We start from the raw sequence: 26,133 nt of genomic DNA, 5'->3' as shown, positions 1-26,133 counted from the left end.
GATCGTGAAGATGCGAGCATGGCGGGTCACCCGGCCCGGGCCGATGGCCTCGAATCCTCTCGACTGGGCGGAGGTGCCGGTCTCGCGACCGGCCGCCGGCGAAGTGCTGGTCAGGGTGCTGGTGTGCGGGGTCTGCCGCACTGATCTGCACGTCGCAGAGGGCGACCTGCCGGTGCATCGGGAGGGGGTGACTCCAGGACACGAGGTCGTCGGCGAGGTGGTCGCGTCAGGGGAAGGCGTTTCGGGCTTGGCCGTGGGTGACCGCGTCGGAATAGCGTGGTTGCGTGAGACCTGTGGCCGGTGTCGGTACTGCCTTCGCGGCCGGGAGAACCTGTGTCCGGAGTCGCGTTACACAGGCTGGGACGAAGATGGGGGATACGCCGAGTTCGCGGTCGTGCCGGCCACTTACGCGCTTCCGCTGCCCGACGGGTACACCGACGACGAGCTCGCGCCCTTGTTGTGCGCCGGGCTCATCGGCTACCACGCGCTGGAGCGGGCGCAGGTACCCGAGGGCGGACGCTTGGGGATCTACGGATTCGGCGGAAGTGCTCACCTGACCGCTCAGGTGGCGATCGCCCGTGGCGCCACCGTGCATGTGATGACCCGCAGCGAGGAAGCCAGGAAGCTGGCGCTGGCTCTCGGAGCGGCTTCGGCGGTCGCGGCTGCCGAGCCGCCGCCCGAACCCCTGGACTCGGCGATCCTGTTCGCGCCCGTCGGAGAACTGGTTCCACCCGCCCTCGAGGCTCTCGATCGAGGCGGGACACTGGCACTCGCCGGGATCCATCTCTCCGACATCCCGTCACTGAACTATCAGCGGCACCTCTTCCAGGAACGCCAGATGCGCAGCGTCACGGCGAACACGCGCGCCGAGGCGCGGGAGTTCCTGGCGTTCGCGGGGACCCATCACCTCGAGGTGAGTACGGTGCCGTACCCACTGGACGGGGCGGACCGGGCGCTCACGGATCTGGCGGCGGACCGGGTCAATGGCGCGGCCGTGCTGCGGGTGAGCTGACCGCCGCGTCGTTCACGCGGGAACGAGCAGAATCCACAAAGGACCTTCGGATACCGGAAGTGGCCGCCCGGAGGTGGTGAACCGGGTCGGCGCCGTCGCTGCCGCGCGGTCCCAGGTAGCCGAAAACCGCTGCCCGTCCCGCCACACCTCGCCTGCCCGCTGCCGACCGTCTGCGCGATGGGGGAGTTGGGGATTGTGCCGGTCTCCCCGCGCTCGCCGATCCGGCCGCCGTCCACCGTGGTCAGCGGCGAGTCGTCCAGCCGATCAGGTACCTGCCGATGTCCTGGGACCAGGTGAAGGTGAAAGCGGCCGCCGGATAACGGATCGCCGCGGTGGTGGCCGTCGCGCCGGATTCCGGTGCGGTGATCACTGTGCGGATACGGCGTCCGGCCCTCTCCGGACCGGCGAGTTCCGCCGGGCCCTGCAGGGACAAGCCGAACCCGAAACCCAACCGGCTCGTCGGCGCTACTCAAGGGGCTGGGACCGCCACGGGCAGGCTGCCCGCAAAGGTCCCGACGACGCGAGGGCTGTCTCCGCATAGGGAGACAGCCCTCCGGCTAGGTCCAACCGCTTGTGATCAGGCCCAGACTGTGCAGTGGAACTGATTGTTGCCCACGTTCACGCAGGCGCGCCATGACGTGCTCTGTCGGTTCAAGATGAGAGTCGAGCCGTTGCCCGCGCCGAGCGGGCCGTCCCAGCCGCCCGCCTTCGCCCGGTCGAGGTGGACGGGCCGGCCCAAGCTGTCCTTACCCTGCATCCTGTAGTCGGCACCCACGCTCGCCGGCGGATACGTGTAGAGGAGGAGTTCTCCACCGCTACCGGGATACGCCGAACAGATCCGGGTGCCATTCGGCTGCGTCCAGCATCCGTCCGCCAATGCCGCGGGCGTGGCGACGAACAACCCGGTGATCGTCGCCGCTCCGATCACGGCAGCCGAGACCTTCGTGCGTAAAGACATTCTTTCTCCCCGGCTCTCAAGTTCGCCGTACCCGGACGGCATCAACTGCAGACTTGCGTTCAACGAATCAGCGTGTGTTCGCGGCCCTCGGCGACCCAGGCCGTATGTCCAGCCTTTTGGCTTGGGAGCCGTCTTATTATGCGATCGAAACTCGGATACTGCCCGAAATCGACACGTTCCCCGCCCGGCGGAGCAGTTCGACCTCCCGAACAATAGTTCTCGTCAACGAATACCGTCAAGGTGCTGATGGTGTTGTCGGTGGCCATGGCGACGATCCTCACCGAGCATGTCCTGCGCCCCCCGGGTGGAACTCCGGAGTGAGCGAATAAGGCGACGCCAAAGCCGGCAGGGAGAACGAACAAAGACTGACCGTCGAGCAGGCCCGCTGCGGGCACTTCATCGGCGTCGCGACTGAGCGGAATCGCGGCGGCCGCAGCGCCGACACCACCTTCAGCGGCGATCAGGTTCGGCGGTGGAGTGTTGCGCAAAGCCAAGCCCAGGGCGGATGTGACCCCATAACCACCCATCCAGGTCACTGCTGTGCCGCCATCCTTCCTGTGTTCGTCCGCGCTGCCGCACGTAGACACTCAAGCGCGACAAGGCAGGGCAAGGAAGAGGTTTCAAGCCTGCCTGAAAGGGGTTCGGGCAGGTTGACTGCCTGACATTTGAGCGGTTACGTTGCCTGAGGGTGCGGTTGTGCACCCCTTGAAATCGGGCGTACGCGGTCGCCGCTGGGAAATGGTCAAGGGAAAGAATTTCCGATTGCTTGTCACTGTCGGAATGTAAGGTCGGCGGTCGTTGTCCGGCAGTGGTCTTTCCGTCAGATGGCACCACTGTGAACAGTTGGTACGACATCGAAGAAGTTGCGATAGCCGGGGGAAGATCATCGTGTTCCTGCCGGGGGCGACGAAGACCGGGCCGTGCTCTGTCCGGTGAGTTCGGTCGACGTCTTCCGGTTGTGGTCACGATGTGCTTGTTCCCGTGGCATTCGCTCGGACCTGGTAGGTCCCCCGAGTGCTGGCGACAACCTCGCCGGTGGCATCGGTGATCGTCGCGTCGAGCACGAACTCGGCCTTGCCATGGTGATCGGCCTCGCGGCGCAGCCGGACGATCGTGTCCGCATCGAGGGATGCTTCGGCCCGCACATCGGTAGTGGCAGGACGTCGGTAACGGATCTGAACGTCCTTCACCGTCGGGTGGAACCGTTCGACATCGAAGTTTGCGACGAACAATGCGCCGCCCAGCATCTCGGCCAAACCGAACAGGGTGCCAGCGTACATCGTGCCCAGGTGGTTGACGTTTCCCGTCAGCGGAGCCGCACCGATCACGTGCCCTGGCCGCAGGTCGACAACTCGAATTCCCAACGAGTACATCGGCGCGACGCCATGTTCGATCACGGCATTCATGAACGCGGCCAGATCGGCGTCCGCCGCGTCACCCTGCGCGGATCCATTCGTGATCAGATCGTCGGTCGCCACCATCATCACTCCTCACCAACAGGTCACCCGACCCGGCCCGGTCGGCGATCAACTCGAATAGCGCGCGCCAGGTCGGCTAGGGCGTTCAGGTCCTGGTCCCGCCGCGGTGATCTGTGCGCCATGGGTCTCTCCGTCGGACGTCAGCGGCCGGTTATCGCTCGCCACCGCCTCCGCACGTCACGAGTACCGGCGGTGCGCATGAACCTGGCGAACCGTTCCGCATTGCCGCGCTTGTAGGGGAACCAATGCGGAGTGAGGGGTAAGGGGAACCGGTCGGACAGCACTGCCTGGCTGCGGCAGTACTTGCGGATGCCGTACGGTCCACCGTTGCGGGCGCCGAGCCCGGAGGCTTTCCAGCCGCCGTGCGGCAGGGGCAGCGCGAGCAGGTTGACGATGACGTCGTTGACGTTCACCGCGCCCACTTCGAGCCGCTGCGCCTGGCGGCGGGCCAAGGCCCGGTCACGGGTCCAGATGCTCGCCGACAGCCCGTAGGGCGAATCGTTGGCCAACCGGATCGCCTCGTCGACATCGTTGGCCTTCATGATCGGCAGCAGCGGCCCGAAGGTCTCCGCGCGCATGCAGGTCATCGAGTGGTCGACGTCCACGAGGACGGTCGGTTCGTAGTAGTGCTCGCCCCGTCGCGACCCGCCGATCAGTACGCGGGCGCCGCGCTCTCGGGCGTCGGCGACATGCTCGGCGACGATCTCCGCCTGCTGCGCGACCGTCATGGCGCCGACGTCGATGCCGTAATCGGGGGTAACCGCGCCGTGGCGCAACCGCCCGACCTCGGCGACGACGGCGTCCACGAACCGGTCATAGACCTCGGCGACCACATAGACCCGCTCGACCGACACGCATGTCTGGCCGGCGTTGTACAGCGCACCGAACACCGCTCCCCGGGCCGCGCGCTCGATGTCGGCGTCGGCCAGCACGATCATCGCGTCCTTGCCGCCAAGTTCCAGGCCGCACGGGATCAGCCGCGCCCCGGCTCGCTCGGCAATGCGTCGGCCGGTGCGCTCGGAGCCGGTGAACTGGACGAAGTCGACCTCGTCGACCAACGCCGCGCCGGTCTCTCCCGCCCCGGTCACGCAGGCGAAGATGTCCGGGGCGCCGATCTCGCGCCACCCCGCCACGGCCGCCCGGGTGGCCAGCGGGGTGAGCTCCGACGGCTTGATCGCCACGGCTGCGCCCGCGATCAGCGCGGGCAGCGCGTCCATCATGGCCAGCGCGAGCGGGAAATTCCACGGTGAGATCACCCCGACCACCGGGTAGGGGCGCAGTAGCCGTTCCTGCCGCTTGTTCGCGACCAGTATCGACGCCGGGCGGGGGCTTTCGGCCGCCAGGAAGCGGGCGGCGTGCTTGGTGTAGTAGTTGATCACGTGGACCGGGTAGGCGGGTTCGGCGCGGGACTCCGGCCACGCTTTGCCCGTCTCCTCCTGCAGCAGCCGGGCCAGGTCGTCGGCGTGGTCGAGCAGCCAGTCGCGGTAAAGGTGGAGCCAGCGCGAGCGCTCGGCGACCCCGAGCGCTTCCCACTCCGGTTGCGCCGCACGCAGGTTCGCGACGATGCGCGCCACGGTCGCCGCGTCGGCGTTGTCGACGGACGCGAGCAGTCTGTCGTCGACGGGTGATCGCACGTCGATCCCGGTTGCTTCCACGGCTACGACGGTAGGAGCGGGTGGATCGGTATCCCATGGCCGTGCCGACCAGATGATTGGCCGAAACGCTCAGGCGTTCTGGTGTTGGTATGCGCCGGGCGGGCTGCCGGTCCAGCGCCGGAAGGCCCGGGAGAAGGTGCTGGGCTCGGAGAACCCGAGCCGTCGTGAGAGGGCCTGCACCGTCTCCTGCCCACGCACCAGGCCGGCGATGGCGGCGTCGCGCAGGATCTCCTCGCGGATCTCCCGTGCGGACGTTCCCTCCTCTCGGAGTCGTCGGCGCAGCGTCTGCGGGCTCATCGCCAGCTCGGTGGCGATCTCCTCGACGCGGGCCGCCTCACCGCCCAGGTCGCGCGCCATCCGCGCGCGGACCTGCTCGGTGAGCGTGGTGCTGCATCCGGCATCGGTGAGGATGCGGGTCGCCGAGTCACGCAGGTACTCGTCGAGCTCGTCGGCGCCGCGCACGATCGGCGCCGCGAGCCATTTGGCGTCGAACACCAGACCCGGTCGCGCCGCGCCGAACGTCGCCGGCGCGCCGAAAATCAGGTCGTAGTCGTCGATATCCGGCTGCCGCCGGTAGGGCACCTCGACGCAGCGCAGTGGCAGGCGCTCCCCGATCGCCCAGCCGATGAACCGGTGGGCGATCGCCAGCACGGTGTCGATCAGCAACGGAATGGGATCTTCGACGGCCCGGATGTCGCAGGTGAACCTCGCCAGGTCACCGTCGACCGTCACCGCCAGCGGCGGGAACCCCGGGACCGCCCGCTGGAACGCCTGCCCTCGCCGCAGCATCCCGCCGAGATCCGGTGCGGTGATCATGGTGTGCCCGAGCAGGTGCCCGGCGCCGCGCGGCACCGGCGAGAGCCCGAAGCCGAGCAGATCGTCGTCGGTGGCGCTCCACAGCCCCTTGATCACGGAGCCCAGCTGCGCGGCGGTGACCCGGGAGCGGCCCTCGGCGAGCAGGTCTGCCGAGATCCCGGCGGCGGCGAGCAGGGCGTTGACATCCCAGCCGCGCCGCATGGCCAGCGCGACGATCTGCTGTACGCGCTGAATCGGGACGGTATGGCCGGTCGTCGCCGACACGTCGTGCATGGGATGGAGGTTAGTCCCCGGTCCGAGGCTTCAGCGACCGCAGGCGCGAGCGGTGGAGCTGGAAAGTCGTGAGCGGTTCGGCCAAGGGCGCGAGTGATTCGGCCATCGTCAGGCGACCGGTGCGGTTCGTACCTTCGGTTCATGTCCGATGAAGCGCAAGAGGTCACCGTGGCCGACAACGAGGGTTACCACCTCGACCGCCTCGACGTCTGGGGCGAGGAGCAGGAGTTCGTCGTCGAGGCCGAGCGCACCATCGCGTATGCCAAGGCCACCAACGACCCCATCGCTCAGCACCTGGACGGCACCTACGCGCCGCCGGTGTTCGCGATCGTGCCGGCGATGGTCATGATGGCCGACGCCACCATGTCCGTGGTGCCCGACGAGCTGATGCTGCGCATCCTGCACGGCGAGCAGGACTTCCGGCTGCACCGGCCGATCGTGCCGGGCGAGACGCTGGTGGTGCGGGCCAAGCCGGTCGGTATCCAGGGCAAGGAATCCGGCGTCGTGGTCACCACGCTGATGGAGACCCACAGCCGCACTCACGGCGACTTGGTGAACGAGCAGTACTTCATCGGCTTCTTCCGCGGTGGCAAGTTCGAGGGCGGGGAAGGCGTCCCCGCGCCGGAGCACGCCTTCCCCGCCGAGCTGCGCGAGCGCGAGCCGGACTTCGTCGCGGAGCAGCGGTTCGACGAGGACCAGACCTTCCGCTACGCCGAGCCCGCCGGTGACCCGATGCCGATCCACACCGACGACGAGTTCGCCCGGCAGATGGGCCTGCCCGGGATCATCATCCACGGCCTGTGCACCATCGCGTTCATCTCGCACGCGCTGATCACCGAGATCAGCCCGGACGACCCGACGCGGCTCAAACGGCTCGCGGTGCGGCTGACCAAGCCGGGCCTGCCGAAGGAGACCATCACCACCAGCGTGTGGTCGGCAGGCGACGGCGCTTACGCGTTCGAGGCGGCCGGTGACGAGAACCCCGGCAAGTTCCTGATCACCGACGGCCGCGCCGAGTTCGCGTAACCAGCAGAGGAGCATTTCCCATGGGCAGCAAGGTTTTCGTGGTCGGCGTCGGCATGACGAAGTTCGAGAAACCGGGTCGGCGGGAGGGCTGGGACTACCCGGCCATGGCCAAAGAGGCCGGCACCAAGGCACTCGAGGACGCCGGCATCGACTACGCCAAGGTCCAGGAGGCCGCGGCGGGCTACTGCTACGGCGACTCCACCAGCGGTCAGCGCGCCATCTACGAACTGGGCCTGACCGGCATCCCGATCGTCAACGTGAACAACAACTGCTCCACCGGTTCCACCGCGCTGTACCTCGCGGCCCGGGGCGTGCGCAGCGGCGAAGCCGACTGCGCGCTGGCCATCGGCTTCGAGAAGATGCAGTCCGGCTCGCTGGAGTCCGGCTGGTCCGACCGGGAGCAGCCGCTGATGCGCCACCTCGAGGCGCTGGCCCGGTTGCGCGAGTTCGCGATGCCGGTGGCGCCGTGGATGTTCGGCGCGGCGGGTGTGGAGCACATGGACGTCTACGGCTCCACCCCCGAGCACTATGCCAAGATCGCCGAGAAGAACCACCGGCACTCGGCCAACAACCCGTACGCGCAGTTCCAGGACGTGTACACGCTGGACGAGATCCGCGGCGCGAAGATGGTTTACGAGCCGCTGGGCATGACCCGGCTGATGTGCTCGCCCACCTCGGACGGCTCGGCCGCGGCCGTGCTGGCCGGCGAGCGGTTCGTCGAGGAGCACGGGCTGGGCGATCGCGCGGTCGAGATCGTCGGGCAGGCCGTGGTCACCGACCTGCCCTCGACGTTCGAGGCCAAGACGGCTCGCGCCCTCGTCGGCGTCGACATGACCGCGGCCGCCGCCGAGAAGGTGTACGCCCAGGCCGGGATCGGCGCTGAAGACGTCGACGTGATCGAGCTGCACGACTGCTTCGCCCCCAACGAGCTGCTCACCTATGAGGCGCTCGGCCTCGCACCGGTGGGCGAAGGGCACAAGCTCGTCGACAACGGCGACACCACCTACGGCGGCCGCTGGGTCGTCAACCCGTCTGGCGGGCTGATCTCCAAGGGGCATCCGCTCGGCGCCACCGGCTTGGCCCAGTGCGCCGAAATGACCTGGCAGCTCCGCGGCGAGGCCGAGTCGCGTCAGGTCGAGGGCGCGCGGATCGCGCTCGCGCACAACATCGGCCTCGGCGGGGCGTCGTTCGTCACCGCCTACCGGCCGGCGAACCGCTGAGAACCACGACACCGAGGAGGAAATGATCATGGCCGAGGCACATGTCTCGAAGGAGTTCGGCGTCTCGCAGGAGAAGCTGTGGGCAGTCATCTCCGATCCGAAGCGCTTCGAGGAGTGGCTGACGGTCCATACCAAGTGGAAGGAAGAGCCGCCCACCGAGCTGACCAAGGGCGCCACCATGGCCGAGGTCCTGACCATCATGGGCATGGCCAACACCATCACCTTCACCGTCGAGGAGTTCGACGCGCCGAACACGACCCGCTTCTCCGGCAACGGTATGGCCGGCGCGAAGATCACTTTCACTCTCTCCGTCGAGGCCATCGGCGCGGACGCCTCCGTGGCCAGGATCGACGCGGAGTTCCTCAGCCAGATGATGGTCGGCGCGATCGGCGGCGCCATCGAGCGGGCCACCACCAAGGAGCTCACCGCCTCGCTGGACAACCTCGAGAAGCTGGTGGCCTGACGTGGGCGTGCTGGAGGGACGGGTCGCCGTCATCACCGGAGCGGGCCGCGGCATCGGTCGCGAGCATGCCCTGCTGTTCGCCAAGGAGGGCGCCGCGGTCGTGGTCAACGACCTCGGCGGCGGCAACGACGGCAGCGGTTCGGACGCCGGTCCGGCCCAGGAAGTGGCCGACGAGATCGTCGCCGCCGGTGGCCGGGCCGTGGCCAACACCGACAACGTCGCCACCTGGGACGGTGCGAAGGCGCTCATCGACCAGGCGGTGGCGGAGTTCGGCGGGCTGGACGTCGTGGTGAACAACGCGGGCATCCTGCGCGACGCGTTCGTCGCCGGGATGGACGAGACCCAGTGGGACTCGGTCATCGCGGTCCACCTGAAGGGCCACTTCGCGGTGCTTCACCACGCGTCGGTGTACTGGAAGGAGCAGGCCAAGGCGGGCAGGCCGGTCTCCGCATCGGTGATCAACACCGCTTCGGCGTCGGGCACCTTCATGCCCAACGCGGGCCAGGCCAACTACGGCGCGGCCAAGGCGGGCATCGCGGCCCTCACCGAGGTCGCGGCGCTGGAACTGGAGCGCTACGGGGTGCGGGTCAATGCCATCGCGCCGGTCGCGCGTACCCGGCTCACCTTGGCCACCCCGGGCATGGGCGCCATCTTCGCCGAAGAGGTGCCCGAGGGTGAGTTCGACGCTTTCTCCCCGGCCAACATCGCGCCGATCGTGGCGTACCTGGCCGGTGCGGATTGTCCGCTCAGCGGCAAGGTGCTGGCCGTGCAAGGGGGCGCGATCTCGCTGCTGCAGGGCTGGACGTCCAAGGACCTGGTGGAGACCGACGGTCCGTGGGAACTGGAGAAGCTGCCCGGGAAGTTCGACCAGTGGGCGTCGGCGTGAGCAGGGACAAGACCGCGACGGTCCGCGGCAAGGTCGTCGTCGTCACCGGCGGTGCCCGCGGTATCGGTCTCGCGACCGCTACCGCATTGCACCGCCGCGGTGCCCGCGTCGCCATCGGTGACATCAACGAGACCGCCGCGAAGGCAGCGGGCGAGCAAGCCGGGTTCGAGGTCGCCGCGAAGCTGGACGTCACCGGACGGGAGTCGTTCGAGGCGTTCCTCGACGACGTCGAGAAGCGCATCGGACCGGTCGACGTACTGATCAACAACGCCGGGATCATGCCGGTCGGCTTGGTGGCCGGCGAGTCCGACGAGGTGACCAGGCGCATCCTGGACATCAACGTCTACGGCGTAATCCTCGGGACCAAGCTCGCACTCGAGCGCATGCTCCCGCGTCGCAGCGGACACGTCATCAACATCGCGTCCCTGGCCGGTGAGACGTACGCACCCGGGGTGGCCACCTACTGCGGCAGCAAGTACGCCGTCATCGGGTTCACCGACGCGGTCCGGGTCGAGAACCGCGGCAGCGGCGTCGACTTCTCCCTGGTGCTGCCCTCGTTCGTCAACACCGAACTCACCGCGGGCACCAAGGGGATCTCCGGGTTCCGGGCGGCCGAGCCGGAGGAGATCGCCGCGGCCATCGTCCGGCTGATCGGCAAGCCGCGTGCGGTCGTACGGGTGACCTGGCAGACCGGGGCGCTGCTCGGGTCGCAGAAGTTCCTGCCCCGCCGTGTCTCGGAGGCCGCCGCGCGGCTCCTCGGCGGCGACCACCTGTTCACCGACGACGTCGACCCCGAGCGGCGCCGGGCCTACGAGGAGCGCGCTCGCGGCAACTGACGTCCCGCTCCCACCCCCATTCACCAAAGGAGCCCCGCGATGCCTCGTGCGGTATCGACCCCCCGGACCCTGTGTGAGGCATTCCAGACCGTCGCGGCGCTGGACCCCGATGCGGTCGCTCTGCGCGACCTCGGCGGCGACGTGGCGATCACCTGGCGGCAGTATCGGGACCGGGTGCGCTCCATCGCCGCCGGGCTGGCGGGCCTGGGCATCGGCCGGGGTGACACCGTCGCGCTGATGCTGACCAACCGGCCCGAGTTCCACCTGTGCGACACCGCCACGCTGCATTTGGGCGCGACGCCGTTCTCGGTCTACAACACGAATCCCGCGCAGATGCTGGCCTACCAGTTCGACAACGCCGACAACCGCGTCGTGATCTGCGAGCGGCGGTTCCTGCCCGTCATCCGCGAGGCCGTCCAGCAGGGCGGCAAGGTCGAACACATCGTGTGCGTCGACGGGGAGGCGTTGTCGCTGGAGCAGCTGGAAGCCGCGCCGGCCCCGGAGTTCGACTTCGAGGCGGCCTGGCGTGCGGTCGAGCCGCACGACCTGCTCACCCTCGTCTACACCTCCGGGACCACCGGACCGCCCAAGGGCGTCGAACTGACCCACGCCAACTTCCTTGAGAACGCGCGCATCCTCGTCGACTTCGGCGTCCGCGATCAGCCCAACCGGATGATCTCCTACCTGCCGGACGCGCACGCGGCCAACCGCTGGTTCAGCCATTACGCCCAGTTGCTGTACGGCGGGCAGATCACCACCGTCGCCGACCCCAAAGGGGTGCTGGACGCACTCACTCAGGTCCGGCCCACCTACTTCCTCGGCGTGCCGCGCGTGTGGGTCAAGATCAGGGCCGGACTGCAAGCCGCCCTCGCCCAGCAGGACCCGGTCAAGCGCAGGCTCGCCGCATGGGCGATCGGCACCGGACGCGCCCGTGCCCGCGCCCGGTCCGAGGCCCGCGAGCAGCACCCGCTGGCCCGGCTGCGTTACGCGGTGGCCGACCGGCTGGTGCTGGCGCAGGTCCGGCAGCGACTCGGCCTGGACCAGATCGTCGCCGCGGTCAGCGGTGCCGCGCCCATCCCGCGCGAGGTGCACGAGTACATCCTCGGCCTCGGCATCCCGCTGTCCGAGGGCTGGGGAATGTCCGAATGCACCGCGGCGGTCACGGTGAACCCGTTACACCGCATCAAGATCGGCACCGTCGGCCTTCCGGTGCCCGGCGCTCGGATCACCCTGGCCGACGACGGCGAGGTTCTCGCGCGCGGCCCGATGGTCACCCGCGGCTACCGCAAAGACCCCGCCAGGACCGCCGAGGCCATCGACGCCGACGGCTGGCTGCACACCGGCGACGTCGGCGAGTTCGATTCCGACGGCTACCTGAGGATCGTCGACCGCAAGAAAGAGCTCATCATCAACGCGGCGGGCAAGAACATGTCACCGACGAACATCGAGAACGCCGTTCTCGCGAACTGTCCGCTGGTGAGCACTGTCGCGGTCATCGGCGAACAGCGCCCGTACAACACGATGCTGATCTGCCTCGATCCCGATGCCGCGCCGTCCTTCGCCGACCAGCATGAACTGCCGGCCGACCTCGCGACGCTGGCCGAGAACCCGCAACTGGTAGCGGCCGTTCAAGCAGGGGTGGACGCCGCCAACGTCACCCTGTCCCGGGTCGAGCAGATCAAGAAGTTCACCGTCCTGCCCGAGGTCTGGCAGCCGGGCAGCGCACTCCTGACCCCGACCGGCAAGCTCAAGCGCGCGCCGATCGCCACCCACTACGCCCAGACGATCGAGGCCATGTACTGACCCGCCCGCGCTCACGTCGAAGTGCCGTAAATCAGGTGGCCGGTGCTCACGGTGGCGGTGATCGGTTACAGCACGTTCGGGTTGGGCGTCTGGGTGGAGTCGAGCATCCGGGCGGGCGCGGCGGGGGAGTTGTACGCCCATACCGCGAAGAACCAGTTCTCCAGCTTCTCCGGATCGCCGTCGCCCAAGGTGATATCAGCCGTGCGAACCCGATTCCATTTCTGCTGCACGATGCGTACCGAGGCGGCGATGTTCGCGGTGTAGTCCAGTGCGATGGCCCGGCCATCTCGTAACCGTGGCGGCGCAGGCCGTCGGTCACCTGCCCGACGACGTAACCGCAGTCCGCCTTCGCGACGGCCTGGCGATTTCGGCAGGGCCGTCCGGCCCCTCGACCCGAAGGCCGCGCCCCTGGGTGTCACCGGCGATCTCGCGTTCCTTCGAAACCCTGTGACCCTGGGGTTTTCCTGACGTTAGGTGAAGGATCACAACTTCTCCGCCGGAGACGGTCTCTTAACCGTTGGAGAGGCCCGAGGAGAAGGTCATGAAGCTGCGGAAGATCCAGATCATCGTCGGCACGGTGGTCTTGGCGGGCCTGATGGCCTTTTGGTTCCGAGAGGAGGTCGGCGCGGGCATCTATGCCCTGATCCTGCTCCTGACAGTCACCTGATGAGGCGTAGTGGTTCTCCCTGCCACCTTGCTGGGAGTGGCAGGGGGAAACAGACGTGGCCGCAGGCGCCTGGACCACCGACGCCGCCGAGGCCGGCCGTCGCAACGGCTGAACGTGTTGCCGCGAATCCATGCAGACGGCTCCCACGCAAGCTCAACCGCCAGCTGACCTCAGCAGCTCCTCGATCTCGGTGATCGCCTGAGCGTTGTCCCGGTAGTGGATCCCGTGGACGCCGACCGCACGCGCAGCGGCGACGTTTGGCTCCACATCGTCGAGGAAGATCATTTCCTCGGGGCGAACCTCGAGTCGGGCGCAGGTGAGCTCGTAGATCCGCGGATCCGGCTTGCTCATGCCGACCTCGTGCGAGTAGACGATGTCATCGACGAGATTCTCGAACCCGTACGCGGCCTGTTCCCGTTCCCGGGCGCCGACGAAGCTGTTGCTTAGGATGCCAGTCCGATAGCGCGGGCGCAGCCCCCGGCAGTACTCGATCAACTCGGAGTTGCCGACGCCCAGATACTGCTCCCAGAAATCCGCCATGATCGCATCGGCTTGCTCCCTGTCGACGCCTAGTCGATCGCTGATCGCCTGATGCACCTCATCCTCGGTCACCGCGCCGATGGCCCCGGCTGCCCAGACCTCCGACAGCCGTCGGCGGACCTCACCTTCCACAAAACCGAGCTGGGTCTCCCACCGCCTGCCGACACCAAGGTCAGGCGCGATCTCCAGTACGTCGCCGATGTCGAACACCGCCGCACGAATCGCCATGATCGCCACCATATCGGCCGCCGGCCCGGTGTCCTGCGCTGTCGAGGCAGGCCCATTTTCGTTGGGAAGGCGTCGATGTACCTCGCGGCCGGACTCCACCGGTGAATTCCGTAGCTCCATTCGGGTGGCGAGTCGTGGTGGCGGCAACGTGGCCGGGGTGCGGGGACGTGGTTGGGGTGGCGGGCTTGGGTCGCCTGGGCCCGCCGACAATGAGGAGGGACGAATGAGGATCACTCGAAGAGCTACCTTGGCCGGACGATGGACCACCGGTTCTGTTTCCAGGGGGTTGACATGTCTGTACTGAGTCGGCCTGGTCTCGGCGCGATGGTGACGACGCTCGCGGGGCTGGGATTGCTGGCGGGGCCGGTGACGGCGGCCTCTGCCGCCGGACGCGTGGTCGAATGCCCTGGCCGCAACCAGATCTGTGTGAACAGCTTCTACCACGGTGTCACCGGCGCGGTCTCCGTCGATGCAGACGTCTACGGATCCAGCAGCACCAAGTACCGGTGGGAATTGATCCGTCCGAACGGCACCGCACAATGCTACGGAGAGATGACCGGTGTCGACCCGCCCCGAAGCTGGATCTGCAACGGGGTCGGCGTCGGGCAGCACCAGCTGCGCATGTACACCGGCACGAACGGCGGGAAACTCGGCTTCCGGTTCTAACGCAGTGTGAAGCTCAGAGCGTTGGCGTGCCTCGGGCCGACCGCGGCAACGGCCGACGATCGAGCGCGCCGCAAACGCACAGTGGCGCCGATGCCGTGCAGTCGTCCGATCAAGTCGGTGCGCGCCGCCATGAGCCAGACCACACCAGACATCGAATTCAGGGAGTTTCTATGAACAACCGGACAATCAGGCTCTTGGGCACGGGCTCGCTTATCGTCGCATGTGCCGCGGTCGCGGCACCGGGGGTAGCGACCGCCGCGCCTACCGGGTGCTCGTCGGCGTACATCACGAACGGAACCGGTGCGGAGGCCAGGTGCACCGGCGGAACCGGTACTTTCCGGATCAGAATCGACTGCCGGCAACCGGGACAATCCAATACCTACCCGCGCACCGGTATCTGGGCACACCCGGGCCTGCAAAAGAGCACCATCTGGTGCTACTCGGGCGACCTGGCATCCGGCAAGACCATCAACTACAACACCTGAGCCCGACGGTCTTCGGGTATGGCGGTGAGTCGTCGCGCCCGCTCACCGACAGCGTGCTCCACTTCGCCCGAGCGTGCGGACTGACCGTAGATACTTTCCGGCGTCGTCGACGTTTTCGCCGTCAACCGTCCGCATAGGACAGTGTCGCTCCAGCTTCCAGGTATCCGGCGGCGGGCGAACACGGCGCATCTTCAGGTGACTCGAAGCCGCGGCTGTAAGACCCAGGGCCCACACGCGTCGGACAGGATCGGTCCCCGGTCCGACGCGCGGGGTGCCCTGCTGGACTTGACTGGCGGGCAACGTGATGGCGCCCGACGGGAAGTGGATCCGATGCTCAAGTTCGACCAGCTCACCAAGCGACGAGGAGTGGCGACGATCCTCTCCGACGTCAGTTTCGAAGCGCGCCCTGGCAGAGTCACCGGATTCCTCGGGCCCAACGGTGCCGGGAAGTCGTCCACGCTGCGGATCCTGCTCGGACTCGACAGCCCGACCTCGGGCACCGCGTTGGTCGACGGTGTTCCCTTCGCCGAGCTGCGGGATCCCCTGCGCAAGGTCGGTGCCGTACTGGACGGTTCGGGGGCGCATCGTGCGCGCACCGGACGGGCGCATCTGAGGTGGATCGCCGCGGCGGGCGGTATCCCTCGGGGGAGGGTGGACGAGGTCCTGGCGGAGGTCGGGTTGTCCAAGGCCGCGGGCAAACGCGTCGGCGGCTACTCGCTGGGGATGGGGCGACGGCTGGCGCTGGCGGCGGCACTGCTCGGCGACCCTGAGGTTCTGGTCCTCGATGAACCGGTCAACGGCCTCGATCCGGAAGGCATCCGCTGGATCCGCGGCTTCCTCCGCGAGCGCGCCGGGGACGGGCGCACCGTCCTGCTGTCGAGCCATCTCATGGGAGAACTGTCCGAGACGGTCGACGACGTCGTGGTCATCGACGGCGGCAGGATCGTCGCGCAGGGAACGCTCGCCGAAGTCGTCGGCGGGCACCGGAGCCTGGAGAACGCCTTCTTCGCGCTCACCGCCGGTGCTGTGCGATGAGGGCTTATCGGGGCGAGCTGCGCAAGCTCGTCGGCCTGCCGGCGGTCTGGGCCGCGTTCGCCGTCGGTGTTGTGGTCCCGGCCGCCTTCACGTTCCTCAACGCGAAGTCGGCGGTCGCGGCCGGTCGCGGCGGCAACACGGACATCGGGTTTCAGGAACTCGCGTTCGGCGTGGTGGGGGCGGTGATCCTGGGCGTCGTCGCGGTGAGCAGCGAATACACCACAGAGGGGGAGAGCGCCGGTGGCGGACGCCAGATCACCACGAGCCTCACGGCCGTGCCGTCGCGGCGGCGGTTGCTGATCGCGAAGCTGACGGCGGTGATCACCGTGGTCGCCACCATGGCGGCGGTCTCCTCGGCCGTCACCCTGATGACGGTCGAAGTACTGCTGGGTGAGGGAATCGGCGTCAGCGGCGTCGGGCGTCTGCCCGGAGTCGTCCTCTACTGGGTACTGACGGCGCTGCTCGCGTCAGGTCTGACTTTCCTGACGCGTAACGGAATCCTGCCGCTCACCGTGCTGATCCTGAACACGTCGGTGGTCACGGTCACCTACCTGCTCGCGAAACTCACGCCGCTGGCCGTCTTCTTCCCCGACCTGGCCGGGATTCGTATGTTCATCAAGCGGGTGGATCTGCCCGTCCAGCTCTCGCCGGTCACCGGCGGCCTGGTGATGGCGGCATGGGTTGTGGCGTTGCTCGCCGCGGGTTTCCTGGTCTTCCGCGGGAGGGACGCGTGACGGGCCGCAGGGCGGTCCGCGCCGAGATACTCAAACTGCTCAGCCTGCCGGCGACGTACTGCACTGTGCTGGGCGCGATCGGCGCCTCGGCGGTCCTCGCGATCGCGTTTTCGCGGCAGGGCGTCTCACCCGTCGGCTACACGCAGGCGGGGTTCATCGTCCTCGGCGTCATCGCCGCGACGTCGGAGTACGGCGACGGCCAGATCCACCTGACTCTCATCGCCATGCCACGCCGGATCGCCCAGCATCTGGCCAAAATGGCCGCCTTGCTGATCGTGAGCGTCCCCGCGGCCATCTTCACCGTGTCGGCCGGCCTCCTGGTGGCCGGTGGGCCCTGGTCCGCCGCGGTGGGAGCGAGTGCCTATCTCGCGCTGACCGCTGTGCTGTCCGCCGCTGTCGCGACGGTCTCGCGGCGGAGTGTTCCGGCGATGGCCGGGCTGCTCGGCTACTACTTCATCGTGGGCCCGCTTCTCCGGGATCGAGTCACGTTCGCGGCATACCTGCCGGACGCCGCCGGTCACGACCTCGTCGCGATCGGCGGTCCGATCGTCGTGCTGGGCTGGGCGCTCGTCGTGCTGGGCTGGGCGCTCGTCGCGGTGGGGTTCTCCGCGACCATGTTCCGTCTGCGGGACGCTTGACGGCGTGCCTCAGCTTCGCGGAACCACCAGGCCCCGGTCGTACGCCGTGATCACCAGCTGAGCGCGGTCCCGGGCCGACAGCTTGCTCAGCAACCGGCTGATGTGCGTCTTCACCGTCTTGACGGAGATGGTCAGCGTCTCGGCGATCTCGGTGTTGGACAACCCGCGGCCGACGAGCGTGAGGATCTCGATCTCACGCTGGGTCAGCCCGGCGGGCGGGTGTGGGCTCCGGTGCGGCGGCGCCGCGACGTAATGCTCGATCAACCGGGTGAGGATGCCCGGCGCGAAAAGGGATTCGCCGGCATGCGTCCGGCGGACGGCGGCGATGAGCTCGTCGGGTTCGGTGTCCTTGAGCAGAAAACCGCTCGCCCCCGCGCGAAGCGCACCATATACGTACTCGTCCAGTTCGAACATGCTCAGCACGAGGATCCTGGTCCCGGACAGGTCGGGGCAGGCGCTGATCTCCTTGGTGGCCACGATGCCGTCCTGGCCGGGCATGCGGATGTCCATCAGCACGACGTCCGGGCTCAGCCGCCGCGCCATCTCCACCGCTTGCGTCCCGTCCTCGGCCTGTCCGACGACGACCATGTCCGGCGAGGCGCCGATGATGATCGCCAGGCTGTGCCGCAGCAGCCGTTGGTCGTCGGCGAGCAGGACCCGGATCGATGGCTGTTCGGGATTCGTCACCATGCTCCGTCGGGTAACCGTGCAGTGAGCCGGAATCCGGTCCCGGCCGGTGCCGCGTGCAGGCTGCCGCCGAGCACCTCGGCACGTTCTCGAAGCCCCGCCAGGCCGTGGCCCGCACCGTGGGTGGGGGACCAGGCGCCTCGCGGCCCGTCGTCCTCGACGGTCACGACGATCGTGTCGCTGTCACGCCGTAGACCGATGTGAGCGCTCGTCGGTCCGGCGTACCGCGCGGTGTTCGCGACGGCTTCGCGGACGATCTCACAGATTGTCGCCTGTACCCCAGGGGAGACGTCCCCGAGTTCACCGACGTCCAGCCGCGGCGCCAGGCCCAGCGATCGGGCGGCCTCGACGATGGCCGGAAGATCCGACAGGTTCCGCACGGGCCACAACGGTGCGTCGTACTCGGCAGGGTCGCGAAGCACGGCCAGCATACGCCGGAGTTCGGTGACCGCGTCCCGGCTCGCGTGCTCGATGTCGATGAGCGCCTGCTCGTGTTCGGCTTCCCGGGTGTCTCCTTGGACCCGCCTCGCCGCACTGGCTCGCAGGGTGATCACGCCGAGGCCGTGGGAGACGATGTCGTGGAGTTCCCGGGCGATCCGGAGCCGCTCATGGTGCGTGGCGTGCTCCGCCGCCCAAGCGGTGAGGCGTGCCTCGTAGTCGAGGCGCCGCTTGCGCGCGCGAACCAGCGTCCACGTCGTCACTCCGATGGCCGTGGCCACGACGAGAATCGGCACTACGACCGCGCCTCGCCCATTCGCGCCGACGGCCAGCAGCACGACCACGGCTACGACCAGCACCGTGGAGGCGGCCAGCCACGCGCGTGATCGCCATTCGGGACGGTCCGGCGGTGTCATCGCGGGCCATCGTATTACCCCGGCGGGCGAGGCCGCGGGGGTAACGCCGATCGCCTCGGCATCTCCCCGAGCCAGCCTTGAGATGCCGTCGGTCAACGGAGATCAGGACAGCGCAACCGTTGCCGATCCCGGCCCTCTGCGGCGTGTCGACCGATGCTCACGGCGCGCTGTAGCTGGCGTGCAAATGCGCGAGGTAGGCGTCGGGCCCGCTGTGGTCGCGGTCCTGAGCGCCGGACCGGGTATGCGCCAGCCCGTGGTGCCGGCTGACGCGCAGGGTGGTGGTCGCCGCGCGCCCGGCGTCGGGCGAGCCGTCGGTGGCGTCGAGGACGTGGACTTCCGGTGGGAACATCGCGCGCGCCTCGGCGGGAGTCGCCGCGGGCCGGTGCCCGGTTCGGTTGGCGCTGCTGACGTGCAGGTGCCCGATGCCGGTGAGGATCGGGCGCAGCGGATCCCAGCAGGCGCCGAATACGAGGGCATGGCCATCGCGAGTGGCCGGCGACGCCCAGTCCGGCACCCGGGCGGTCACCAGCGGCAGCAACAACGTCAGCCGCTCGTGCACCAGGAGGTCACGGGCGAGGCCACGGGTGGCGTTGTCGAGGTCGAGCGCGTCGGCGAACTCGGTCCAACGCTCGTCGTCGACCAGCCACAGCGCGACGGCCTGGTCCGCGGGGCGACCTTTGGCGGTGTTGACGACATCGGGCGAGGTCGCGGCGACCACGGAGGTCAACGGGTACGGATTGGGAAACACGACTGCAGAGCCCGCCCTCAGCGCGTCGGCGGCCGCAGCCGGCTCCACGAGCGCCGGGTCCGGTGGTGTCACGTCGCCGCCACCGGTGCGGTCGCGCGGAACGCGTCGACGAACCCGACCAGGCTCTCGACCGGGATGACGGCTTCGTTGCGGCGGAACGCTTCCGCCTTAACCCATTCCAAGGCGGCCGCCGTCTCCGCGCGGTCGAGTACCAGCCCGGCGAGTTCACCGACGGCGCGCAGGACCCGGGCGCTGGCGAGGTGGGTCAGTACGACGGCCGGCTCGATGCCCAGGATCGCGGGGTCGTAGGGCTGGAACGTTTCCGGCCGCACGAACGGCGTTCCGGTGGAGATCGTGCCGACGCCGGTGCCGACGATCGGCGTGGTCACGGTCAGCGGCAAGCCGGTCTCCGCCGACACCGAGCGGGCGATCGCGGGAATCCTGGTCAAGTCGGGCGCGGTATGCCAGAGGTCGGCCTCGCCCAGCAGTTCGGCGGCGCGCTGGGCGAGCAGGAACAGGATCTGTTCGGTGGCGACCATGCCGCTGCGCTCGGCGACGCCCAGCCACGAGCTCGAAACGACCCGGACCCCGGCCCGGACCGCTGCCAAGGTGTTCGCCAGGCCGAGACCCAGGTCGTTGTGCAGGTGTGACGCCAGGACCACGTCCGCGCCTACCCGTTCGAGCAGGCCCTGGAACAGCGCGGCACAGTGCTCGGTGAGCAGATCGCCGGTGGTGTCGGCGACGACGATCACCCCGGCGCCCGCCGCGGTCAAGGTGTTCGCGGTGTCGGCCATCACGTCGAGGTCGGCGCGGGGCGCGTCGGCGAAACACACGTCCGGGATGACGCCACTACCGCCGTCGCGTACGGAGTGCACGAGCGCGACGGACTCGGTGAGCGCTTCGAACGCGGGGCGGTGCACCATCGCGTCGGCCATCTCGTCGGACGCGGGCACCACGATCATCACCCGCGCGTTCGGCGCACCCCGTACCGCATCGCAGGCCTGCCGGACATCGTCGGGGGTGGCGCGGCAGACCGCGGCCGGGCTCACGGATCCGGCCGCTTCCAGCGCGACTCGGCGGGTGGCAGCGAACTCCTCCGCGCACACCGCGGGAAACCCGGCCGCGAACACCACGTGCCTCGGTCCGTCACCGCCGAACACCAGGCCCTGTTCCCGAGCCAGCCGTACGCGGAAGTCCGCACTCATCAGGGTTTTGCCCTGGGCGCCGTCGCGAGCCGACTCCTCCCACAACACCAAACGTCCGCCCAGCGCGGATTCCCTGACCAGATCCGGCATCCCCATCGTCCTGCTCATCCTCCCCGCTGGTCCGGACGCGTTCCCGGAATGAACACGAAGTCAACTGGGCCGGAGTGGATCACGTCAAAGTGCCCATGCTCGCAGTGCATGGCCGATAGGCGCTGTTCGACGACGAAGCGTGACTGCGTCGCGAGTGGCTCTGCGAGACTCCCGCCGGGAGGTGGAGTCGTGCTCAGCGCTGCGTGATGGTGTCGCGGTGTCGGCGTCGCGTTTGGCGCGGCCGTCAACCGATCGGGCGATTCCCGTCCTTGCTACCGGAGACGAGGCGCCCGACGCTGTGGCGGAACGCTGTATGCCTGGCACTCACACCGACGCCGATCTTGGCGAAGGTTTCGAACCAGCGGCCCTCACCATTCCGGCCACTGTCGGCTAGCCCTCCGGAACCGTCGCCGCGTACGCCGGGTGGACCACAGCAGGATCAATCGGCTCCTGGTACAACGAAGCAATGAGAGCTGCTCGCCGGGTGACGACGGCGCGCTGGTTGATGTACCCCTTGTCGGTGATTTCACCGTGATCGAGGCTGGGCGGCTCGGCGACCAGTAACAGACGTTCGATCCGCGAGGCCGATCCCGCGCCCTGATTCAGCTCGGCCAGCTTGCGCGCGAGGTACAGCCGTACGTCCGGATCGTCGCTGTGCCGGCCGGCGCGAAGCCAGCACAACGCCGAGACCGACGACCGGTCCGCTCCAACCACCACCGCGTCGGCCAAGATCTCGGTCGTGGCGAGCAAGGTCTCTCTGAGACGCCCGGGCGCGACCCAGGTTCCGCTGGACAGCTTGAAATCCTCGGCGATACGGCCATCGAACATCAAGCCTTCGCGAGGGTCGTTGTCGTCGAGGGGCCGGACAGCGTCACCAGTGCGGTAATATCCTTCGTCGTCGAACATGTTGTCGTTCGCAATGCCGACGTAGCCCGCGGTCACCGAAGGGCTGAGCACTCGGATTTCCTGACGGGAACCGTAGGGCACGAGCTTTACCGATACCCCGGGCAGTGGCACACCTATGCCGTCGTGGACCGAGCCGTAGGTCGAAGTCGCGGCCGGTCCCGTTTCGGTCGCTCCCCATGACGAGACCACCGGGATATCGCGTCCGGTCGCCTTTTTCGCAAGCCGCCGCAGCCGACCCCGAAGACTGCTGTCGAGAGCGGCTCCGGCATAGAGGATCAGTTCGGCCGCACTGAAGACCTGCGACGCGAATGCGTGGTCCTGCTCGAGCCGATGAACGAGCATGGCGTAGCCGGCCGGGACATTGACACAAATGGTGGGAGGCGCGGATCGCAGTGCCTCGAGGGTGTGGTCGAAGAGGTCCGGGGTCGGCTTTCCGTTGTCGATGTGGAGAGTTCCGCCGTTGCACAGCGCGAGATGCAGGTTGTGGTTGCCGCCGAAGGTGTGGCTCCACGGCAACCAATCGGTCAGCACCGGCGGGGTCTTCGTCACGAACGGCCAGATCTGCCGGAGCATCTGCTGGTTGGCGCCCAGCATGGCGTGCGTATTGAGCACGCCCTTGGGGACGTCCGTCGACCCCGAGGTGAAAAGGATCTTGGCGACGTCGTCACCGTTCACGGACCGGAACGCTCGATCGACATCGGCGGACACCGTTGTCCGCAGCAGCTCGTCGATCGACTCGTGGCGTGGTCCTCGCGCGTTACGGGCCACCAGCTCGCGACAGGCCGGGCCGTCGACGGCGGTCACGGCTTCGAGTGCGGCGCCGAACAGCTCACCATCCTCGGCGTACACCAGGCCGGGGCGCACGAGTTCGGTGATCGCCCGCAGGCGGACGTGGGTGTCCGACCGTAGCGAGTACGCCACGCTCACCGGGACGATCGGTGCTCCGATGGTGTAGCACGCCAGCGTGAGCAGGAGGTGGTTGATCGTGTTTCCGGACAACACGAGTAAGGGGTTTTCCCGTCCGAGGCCCCGATCGAGCAACGCCTGAGCGAGCGCGTCGACCCGAGTTCTCGCTTCACCATACGAAATCGGAAGCCAGCCGCCGGCCGAAGTACGTTCGGCCGCGAGGACTTGCCGGGGCGTCTTACGTGCCCAGGTGCGGAGCGGATCGGCGAGCGAATCCGGGTAGGCTCCGACCGGCTCGGTGGAGCGAAGGATTCGTACGCCGTCCGATCTGTTCTCGCAGGTGATCGCCGGTTCCGCGAAGACCGGATTCATGGCCTGGGGTCGATGGTCAGTTCACCGGACTTGATGAGGGCGCTGACCCGCTCGATATCCGCGTCGAGCGGACGGTCACGGTCGAGAAAGGGGGATACCGCACGAATCTGGTGGTAGACGGCCAACGTCGGGCTGCTGAGGTACTCGAGACCGCGGAGGTCGGCGGCCTGGCACAGGGCGATCAGCTGGATCGCGGCGATCTGCTGCACGAGCTCGACGACGGAGCGCGCGTCACGAGCCGCGATGGTGCTCATGCTGACCTTGTCCTGGTTGTGCGCTTCGGTCGACCGGGAGAACGACGTCGCGGGCATGGTCCACTTGAGAGCCTCCGCCGCCAGCGCGGACGCGGTGATCTGCATTCCCTTGAACCCGTGGAAGAGGCCGGCTTCGAAATTGTCGTGGGTGAGCCGCGGGATCAGGTTCGGCGTCAGCCCGTTGTTGAATTTTTCGTCGACGATCAGCTCGAGCTGGCGATCCAGGAGATCACCGACGCTGGCCACGGCGGTCTTCACCGAGTCCATCGCCTGACTGACGTGTCCACCGTAGAAGTTTCCGCCATTGTGGACGGTGCCGGACGCCGCGTCGAACAAGGGATTGTCGTTGGAGGAGTTGACCTCCACGGTGAGCCAGTTACGCACCCAGCCGACCGTGTCCCGCACCACCCCGATCACGTGCGGGGCACAGCGAATCGAATACCGGTCTTGAATCGGGTGTTCGAGTTCGCGGAAGTTCACATCGGGATGGATGTCGGGTTCGCCGATCGGGGCCACGGACGAGAGCAACCGCCTGATGGCGCGGGCGCTGGTCATCAGCCCGTCATGCGGCTTCTGCTGAAACAGGAATTCCGCGAAGTGGCCGGGGTTTCCGGCGAGTACCTGGCTCGCCATGGCGGTGCAGCACTCCGCGACCTCGGCGACTCGCTCGGCGTCGTGCACGGCGAGCGCGGCGTACGCCGAAGAGAAAGACGTCCCGTTCACCAGCGCGAGGCCCTCCTTGGCCTCCAAGGTGAGCGGTTGTATCCCGCACTCTCGCAGCGCTTCCGCCGCTTGCTTGAGGGTGCCTCGATGGGTCACCGTGCCCTGTCCGGTGATCATGGCCGCCAGATAGCTCAGCGGGACCAGGTCACCGCTGGCGCCTACCGAGCCACGCTCGGGGATACGTGGCAGGATCTCCGCGTTGAGGCAGTCCACGATGGTTTGAATGAGTTCCGGGCGTACCCCGGACGCCCCGCGGGCAAGGCAATTCGCTCGGACGACCATGGTCGCCCGAGCGACTTCCGGCGTGGCGTACGGGCCCACACCCGTGGACAGGAAGCGGATCAGATTGTCCTGAAGCTGGGCGGTCTTGTGCTTCGAAACCTGACGGGTGTTGCTGTCGCCGAATCCGGCGGTCACGCCGTAGATCGGCAGTCCGGACGTGACAAGCTCGTGCTTGAGGTCGTTGGATGCCTCGATGCGCCGCCTCGACCCCTCGGAGAGCGCGAACACCTGCGTACCAGGAGATCGAGCGGCGAGCACGAGCTCGTTGATCGTCAGTTCGCGCCCGTCGATACTGATCTCGTCAAGTTGGTGCGAGGTGGTCAATGACATGACCGGACTCCTTCTAGTGCGATCCAGCGAGAATTACTCGGACGCGTTGATGAGGGCAGCCGCATTGCCAGGAGGCAGCTCGTTGCCGAGCATCTGTTGATGCACCTGTCCCAGCTCGTGGAATCCCACCGTTGTCGACAAACAGGGGTCCAAGCGATTCGCCGCTACCAGTTCGGTCACCGCACGACACTGTTTGAAGTTGGCGAAATGTGAGCCCTGTAGCCGTTTTTGACGCATCCACAGGAACCGCAGGTCGATATCCGCGTGATAACCGGTGGTGGCGCCGCAGATCACGATCATGCCGCCGTTGTCGCCGACGTACACCGAGGTGGGCAGTGTGTCCTGACCGGAATGTTCGAAGACGATACGCGGGTTGCGGCTTTCGCCGACGATGCTCCACAGCGTGGAGCGGAATCTCTTGACCTCGCTCATCCAGGCCTTTGTCGCTTCGGTGTCCGACGTATCCGGGAGATGGCCCCAGTGGTTGAAATCCTTGCGATTGATCACGCCGGCCGCGCCGAGCGCCTTGCAATGATCCGCCCGGGATTCCGAAGACACCACCGCGACGGGTATACCCCCGAAAAGGCGGACGATCTGAATGGCCATCGAACCGAGTCCGCCCGCGCCACCCCAGATGAGGACCACGTCGCCGGGTTGGACCGTATGCGGCTGCCAGCCGCAGAGCTGCCGGTAGGCCGTCGCGCCGGAGACCATGAAGCACGCTGCTTCCGGCCACGAAAGTTGAACGGGTTTGGGATGGCACTGGTATTCGTCGACCAGGGTGAATTGCGCGAACGAACCATAGTTCGATTCGTAGCCCCAAGCTCTTTGGCTCACCGAGGTGATCGGATCGACGCCCATCCGGATGTCCGCGGCGTGCTCGTCCCATTGACAGCCCGCCAGGACGACCTCGTCGCCGACCTTGACCTGGCGGACACCGTCGCCGACCGCCCACACGATGCCTGCCGCGTCCGATCCGCCGATGTGGAAGTCCTCCGGCTCACCGCGTCGCTGCCGCATGCCGATGACGTCCAGCGGTTTGCCGAGAGCGGCCCACACGTTGTTGTAGTTGATCCCGGCGGCCATCACGAAGACGAGGACCTGGCCGTATCCGGGCCGGGGGGTGGGCAATATCTCGTGCTGAAACGCCTGTTCGGGTTGGCCGTAGCGGTCTTGGCGCAGTACCTGCGCATGCATCTGATCCGGGACATGACCCACGGGAGGGAGTTCCCCGAGGTCGTAGAGGTTTTTTCCCATTGAGGCACTTTCCTGCGATAGTGAAGAGAAATTCAACCGTCATGGACTCAGCTAGCGGCCTCTGTGCAAGTAGCCCCCAAGGTCAACTATTCGCTGTGCT

The 26,133-nt window shown here is 67.7% G+C and carries 29 protein-coding genes; 13 read left to right on the top strand and 16 right to left on the bottom strand.

The window, feature by feature from the left end:
• Positions 1–10 precede the first annotated feature (10 nt).
• Positions 11–1,012: a zinc-binding alcohol dehydrogenase family protein gene (locus H5J31_RS03270; RefSeq protein WP_181771032.1), complete on the top strand. Its 1,002-nt coding sequence runs from the start codon at positions 11–13 to the stop codon at positions 1,010–1,012.
• Positions 1,013–1,024: 12 nt separating this feature from the next.
• Here the strand turns inward: H5J31_RS03270 and H5J31_RS39760 are convergent, their stop codons facing one another.
• From H5J31_RS39760 to H5J31_RS03240, 7 genes are all read right to left on the bottom strand, one after another.
• The gene (locus H5J31_RS39760) at positions 1,025–1,159 is read right to left on the bottom strand and encodes a DUF3048 C-terminal domain-containing protein (protein ID WP_328701362.1); all 135 of its coding nucleotides are present in this window, start codon (positions 1,157–1,159) and stop codon (positions 1,025–1,027) included.
• A gap of 94 nt (positions 1,160–1,253) precedes the next feature.
• On the bottom strand, positions 1,254–1,463 hold the full coding sequence (locus tag H5J31_RS39755) for a hypothetical protein (RefSeq protein ID WP_236004630.1): 210 nt from the start codon (positions 1,461–1,463) through the stop codon (positions 1,254–1,256).
• 126 nt (positions 1,464–1,589) lie between these two features.
• Positions 1,590–1,970 (bottom strand): hypothetical protein, encoded by a 381-nt coding sequence (locus H5J31_RS03260; RefSeq protein ID WP_181770919.1) that lies wholly within the window; start codon positions 1,968–1,970, stop codon positions 1,590–1,592.
• A 59-nt stretch (positions 1,971–2,029) separates the two neighbouring features.
• On the bottom strand, positions 2,030–2,506 hold the full coding sequence (locus H5J31_RS03255) for a hypothetical protein (protein WP_181770918.1): 477 nt from the start codon (positions 2,504–2,506) through the stop codon (positions 2,030–2,032).
• A 426-nt stretch (positions 2,507–2,932) separates the two neighbouring features.
• On the bottom strand, positions 2,933–3,451 hold the full coding sequence (locus H5J31_RS03250) for a PaaI family thioesterase (protein WP_207897362.1): 519 nt from the start codon (positions 3,449–3,451) through the stop codon (positions 2,933–2,935).
• Between the two features lie 137 nt (positions 3,452–3,588).
• Complete coding sequence (locus tag H5J31_RS03245; protein WP_181770917.1) at positions 3,589–5,103, bottom strand: aldehyde dehydrogenase family protein; 1,515 nt, start codon at positions 5,101–5,103, stop codon at positions 3,589–3,591.
• A gap of 69 nt (positions 5,104–5,172) precedes the next feature.
• On the bottom strand, positions 5,173–6,192 hold the full coding sequence (locus H5J31_RS03240) for an AraC family transcriptional regulator (protein WP_181770916.1): 1,020 nt from the start codon (positions 6,190–6,192) through the stop codon (positions 5,173–5,175).
• Positions 6,193–6,333: 141 nt separating this feature from the next.
• On the opposite strand from H5J31_RS03240, the gene H5J31_RS03235 reads away from it, so the two are divergent.
• The 6 genes from H5J31_RS03235 to H5J31_RS03210 are packed head-to-tail and all read left to right on the top strand — an operon-like array spanning position 6,334 to position 12,426.
• Positions 6,334–7,218: a MaoC/PaaZ C-terminal domain-containing protein gene (locus tag H5J31_RS03235; RefSeq protein WP_181770915.1), complete on the top strand. Its 885-nt coding sequence runs from the start codon at positions 6,334–6,336 to the stop codon at positions 7,216–7,218.
• 20 nt (positions 7,219–7,238) lie between these two features.
• Positions 7,239–8,438, top strand: a complete 1,200-nt coding sequence (locus tag H5J31_RS03230; protein WP_181770914.1) for a lipid-transfer protein — start codon at positions 7,239–7,241, stop codon at positions 8,436–8,438.
• 28 nt (positions 8,439–8,466) lie between these two features.
• Complete coding sequence (locus H5J31_RS03225) at positions 8,467–8,901, top strand: type II toxin-antitoxin system Rv0910 family toxin (protein WP_181770913.1); 435 nt, start codon at positions 8,467–8,469, stop codon at positions 8,899–8,901.
• A 1-nt stretch (position 8,902) separates the two neighbouring features.
• A complete protein-coding gene (locus tag H5J31_RS03220; protein WP_181770912.1) occupies positions 8,903–9,787 on the top strand; it encodes an SDR family oxidoreductase in 885 nt (294 codons plus the stop codon).
• Positions 9,784–10,623, top strand: a complete 840-nt coding sequence (locus H5J31_RS03215; RefSeq protein ID WP_181770911.1) for an SDR family oxidoreductase — start codon at positions 9,784–9,786, stop codon at positions 10,621–10,623. Before H5J31_RS03220 ends, H5J31_RS03215 begins: the two co-directional genes overlap by 4 nt.
• 39 nt (positions 10,624–10,662) lie before the next feature.
• Entirely contained in the window at positions 10,663–12,426 is a 1,764-nt protein-coding gene (locus H5J31_RS03210; RefSeq protein WP_181770910.1) for an AMP-dependent synthetase/ligase, read from the top strand.
• A gap of 65 nt (positions 12,427–12,491) precedes the next feature.
• On the opposite strand, the gene H5J31_RS40170 is transcribed toward H5J31_RS03210, so the two are convergent.
• Complete coding sequence (locus H5J31_RS40170) at positions 12,492–12,614, bottom strand: hypothetical protein (protein ID WP_268879150.1); 123 nt, start codon at positions 12,612–12,614, stop codon at positions 12,492–12,494.
• A 353-nt stretch (positions 12,615–12,967) separates the two neighbouring features.
• Between H5J31_RS40170 and H5J31_RS40165 the strand changes: the two genes are divergently transcribed.
• Positions 12,968–13,093, top strand: a complete 126-nt coding sequence (locus H5J31_RS40165; RefSeq protein WP_268879149.1) for a hypothetical protein — start codon at positions 12,968–12,970, stop codon at positions 13,091–13,093.
• A 153-nt stretch (positions 13,094–13,246) separates the two neighbouring features.
• On the opposite strand, the gene H5J31_RS03205 is transcribed toward H5J31_RS40165, so the two are convergent.
• Entirely contained in the window at positions 13,247–13,861 is a 615-nt protein-coding gene (locus H5J31_RS03205; protein WP_181770909.1) for an HAD family hydrolase, read from the bottom strand.
• A 291-nt stretch (positions 13,862–14,152) separates the two neighbouring features.
• Here H5J31_RS03205 and H5J31_RS03200 point away from each other — a divergent pair, with 291 nt between their 5' ends.
• The 5 genes from H5J31_RS03200 to H5J31_RS03180 all read left to right on the top strand — a co-directional run bounded on the left by H5J31_RS03200 (position 14,153) and on the right by H5J31_RS03180 (position 17,419).
• A complete protein-coding gene (locus tag H5J31_RS03200) occupies positions 14,153–14,527 on the top strand; it encodes a hypothetical protein (RefSeq protein WP_181770908.1) in 375 nt (124 codons plus the stop codon).
• A 170-nt stretch (positions 14,528–14,697) separates the two neighbouring features.
• Complete coding sequence (locus H5J31_RS03195) at positions 14,698–15,012, top strand: hypothetical protein (RefSeq protein ID WP_181770907.1); 315 nt, start codon at positions 14,698–14,700, stop codon at positions 15,010–15,012.
• Positions 15,013–15,342: 330 nt separating this feature from the next.
• The gene (locus H5J31_RS03190; RefSeq protein ID WP_181770906.1) at positions 15,343–16,047 is read left to right on the top strand and encodes an ABC transporter ATP-binding protein; all 705 of its coding nucleotides are present in this window, start codon (positions 15,343–15,345) and stop codon (positions 16,045–16,047) included.
• Positions 16,044–16,781 (top strand): ABC transporter permease, encoded by a 738-nt coding sequence (locus H5J31_RS03185; protein WP_181770905.1) that lies wholly within the window; start codon positions 16,044–16,046, stop codon positions 16,779–16,781. Before H5J31_RS03190 ends, H5J31_RS03185 begins: the two co-directional genes overlap by 4 nt.
• Positions 16,778–17,419, top strand: coding sequence for a hypothetical protein (locus tag H5J31_RS03180; RefSeq protein ID WP_181770904.1), 642 nt, complete (start codon positions 16,778–16,780; stop codon positions 17,417–17,419). The genes H5J31_RS03185 and H5J31_RS03180 overlap by 4 nt, the downstream gene beginning before the upstream one ends.
• A gap of 9 nt (positions 17,420–17,428) precedes the next feature.
• Here the strand turns inward: H5J31_RS03180 and H5J31_RS03175 are convergent, their stop codons facing one another.
• The 7 genes from H5J31_RS03175 to ccrA form a co-directional block, all read right to left on the bottom strand.
• Positions 17,429–18,109 carry a response regulator gene (locus H5J31_RS03175; RefSeq protein ID WP_181770903.1) on the bottom strand — a complete coding sequence of 227 codons (681 nt, stop codon included), beginning with the start codon at positions 18,107–18,109 and terminating at the stop codon, positions 17,429–17,431.
• Positions 18,103–18,960: a sensor histidine kinase gene (locus tag H5J31_RS03170; protein WP_181770902.1), complete on the bottom strand. Its 858-nt coding sequence runs from the start codon at positions 18,958–18,960 to the stop codon at positions 18,103–18,105. Before H5J31_RS03170 ends, H5J31_RS03175 begins: the two co-directional genes overlap by 7 nt.
• 157 nt (positions 18,961–19,117) lie before the next feature.
• Complete coding sequence (locus H5J31_RS03165) at positions 19,118–19,780, bottom strand: Sua5/YciO/YrdC/YwlC family protein (protein ID WP_181770901.1); 663 nt, start codon at positions 19,778–19,780, stop codon at positions 19,118–19,120.
• Positions 19,777–21,021: a 2-isopropylmalate synthase gene (locus H5J31_RS03160; RefSeq protein WP_236004629.1), complete on the bottom strand. Its 1,245-nt coding sequence runs from the start codon at positions 21,019–21,021 to the stop codon at positions 19,777–19,779. Before H5J31_RS03160 ends, H5J31_RS03165 begins: the two co-directional genes overlap by 4 nt.
• A 372-nt stretch (positions 21,022–21,393) precedes the next feature.
• Entirely contained in the window at positions 21,394–23,187 is a 1,794-nt protein-coding gene (locus H5J31_RS03155; protein ID WP_181770900.1) for an AMP-binding protein, read from the bottom strand.
• A complete protein-coding gene (locus H5J31_RS03150) occupies positions 23,184–24,776 on the bottom strand; it encodes an HAL/PAL/TAL family ammonia-lyase (protein WP_181770899.1) in 1,593 nt (530 codons plus the stop codon). Before H5J31_RS03150 ends, H5J31_RS03155 begins: the two co-directional genes overlap by 4 nt.
• Positions 24,777–24,809: 33 nt before the next feature.
• The gene (gene ccrA, locus H5J31_RS03145) at positions 24,810–26,033 is read right to left on the bottom strand and encodes a crotonyl-CoA carboxylase/reductase (protein WP_181770898.1); all 1,224 of its coding nucleotides are present in this window, start codon (positions 26,031–26,033) and stop codon (positions 24,810–24,812) included.
• Positions 26,034–26,133 lie beyond the last annotated feature (100 nt).

Origin of the sequence: Amycolatopsis pittospori, from assembly GCF_013870525.1 — a bacterium.
GTDB lineage: Bacteria > Actinomycetota > Actinomycetes > Mycobacteriales > Pseudonocardiaceae > Amycolatopsis > Amycolatopsis pittospori.
Note: the sequence above shows the minus strand (reverse complement) of the source record. Positions and strands in the feature narration are given on the sequence as shown.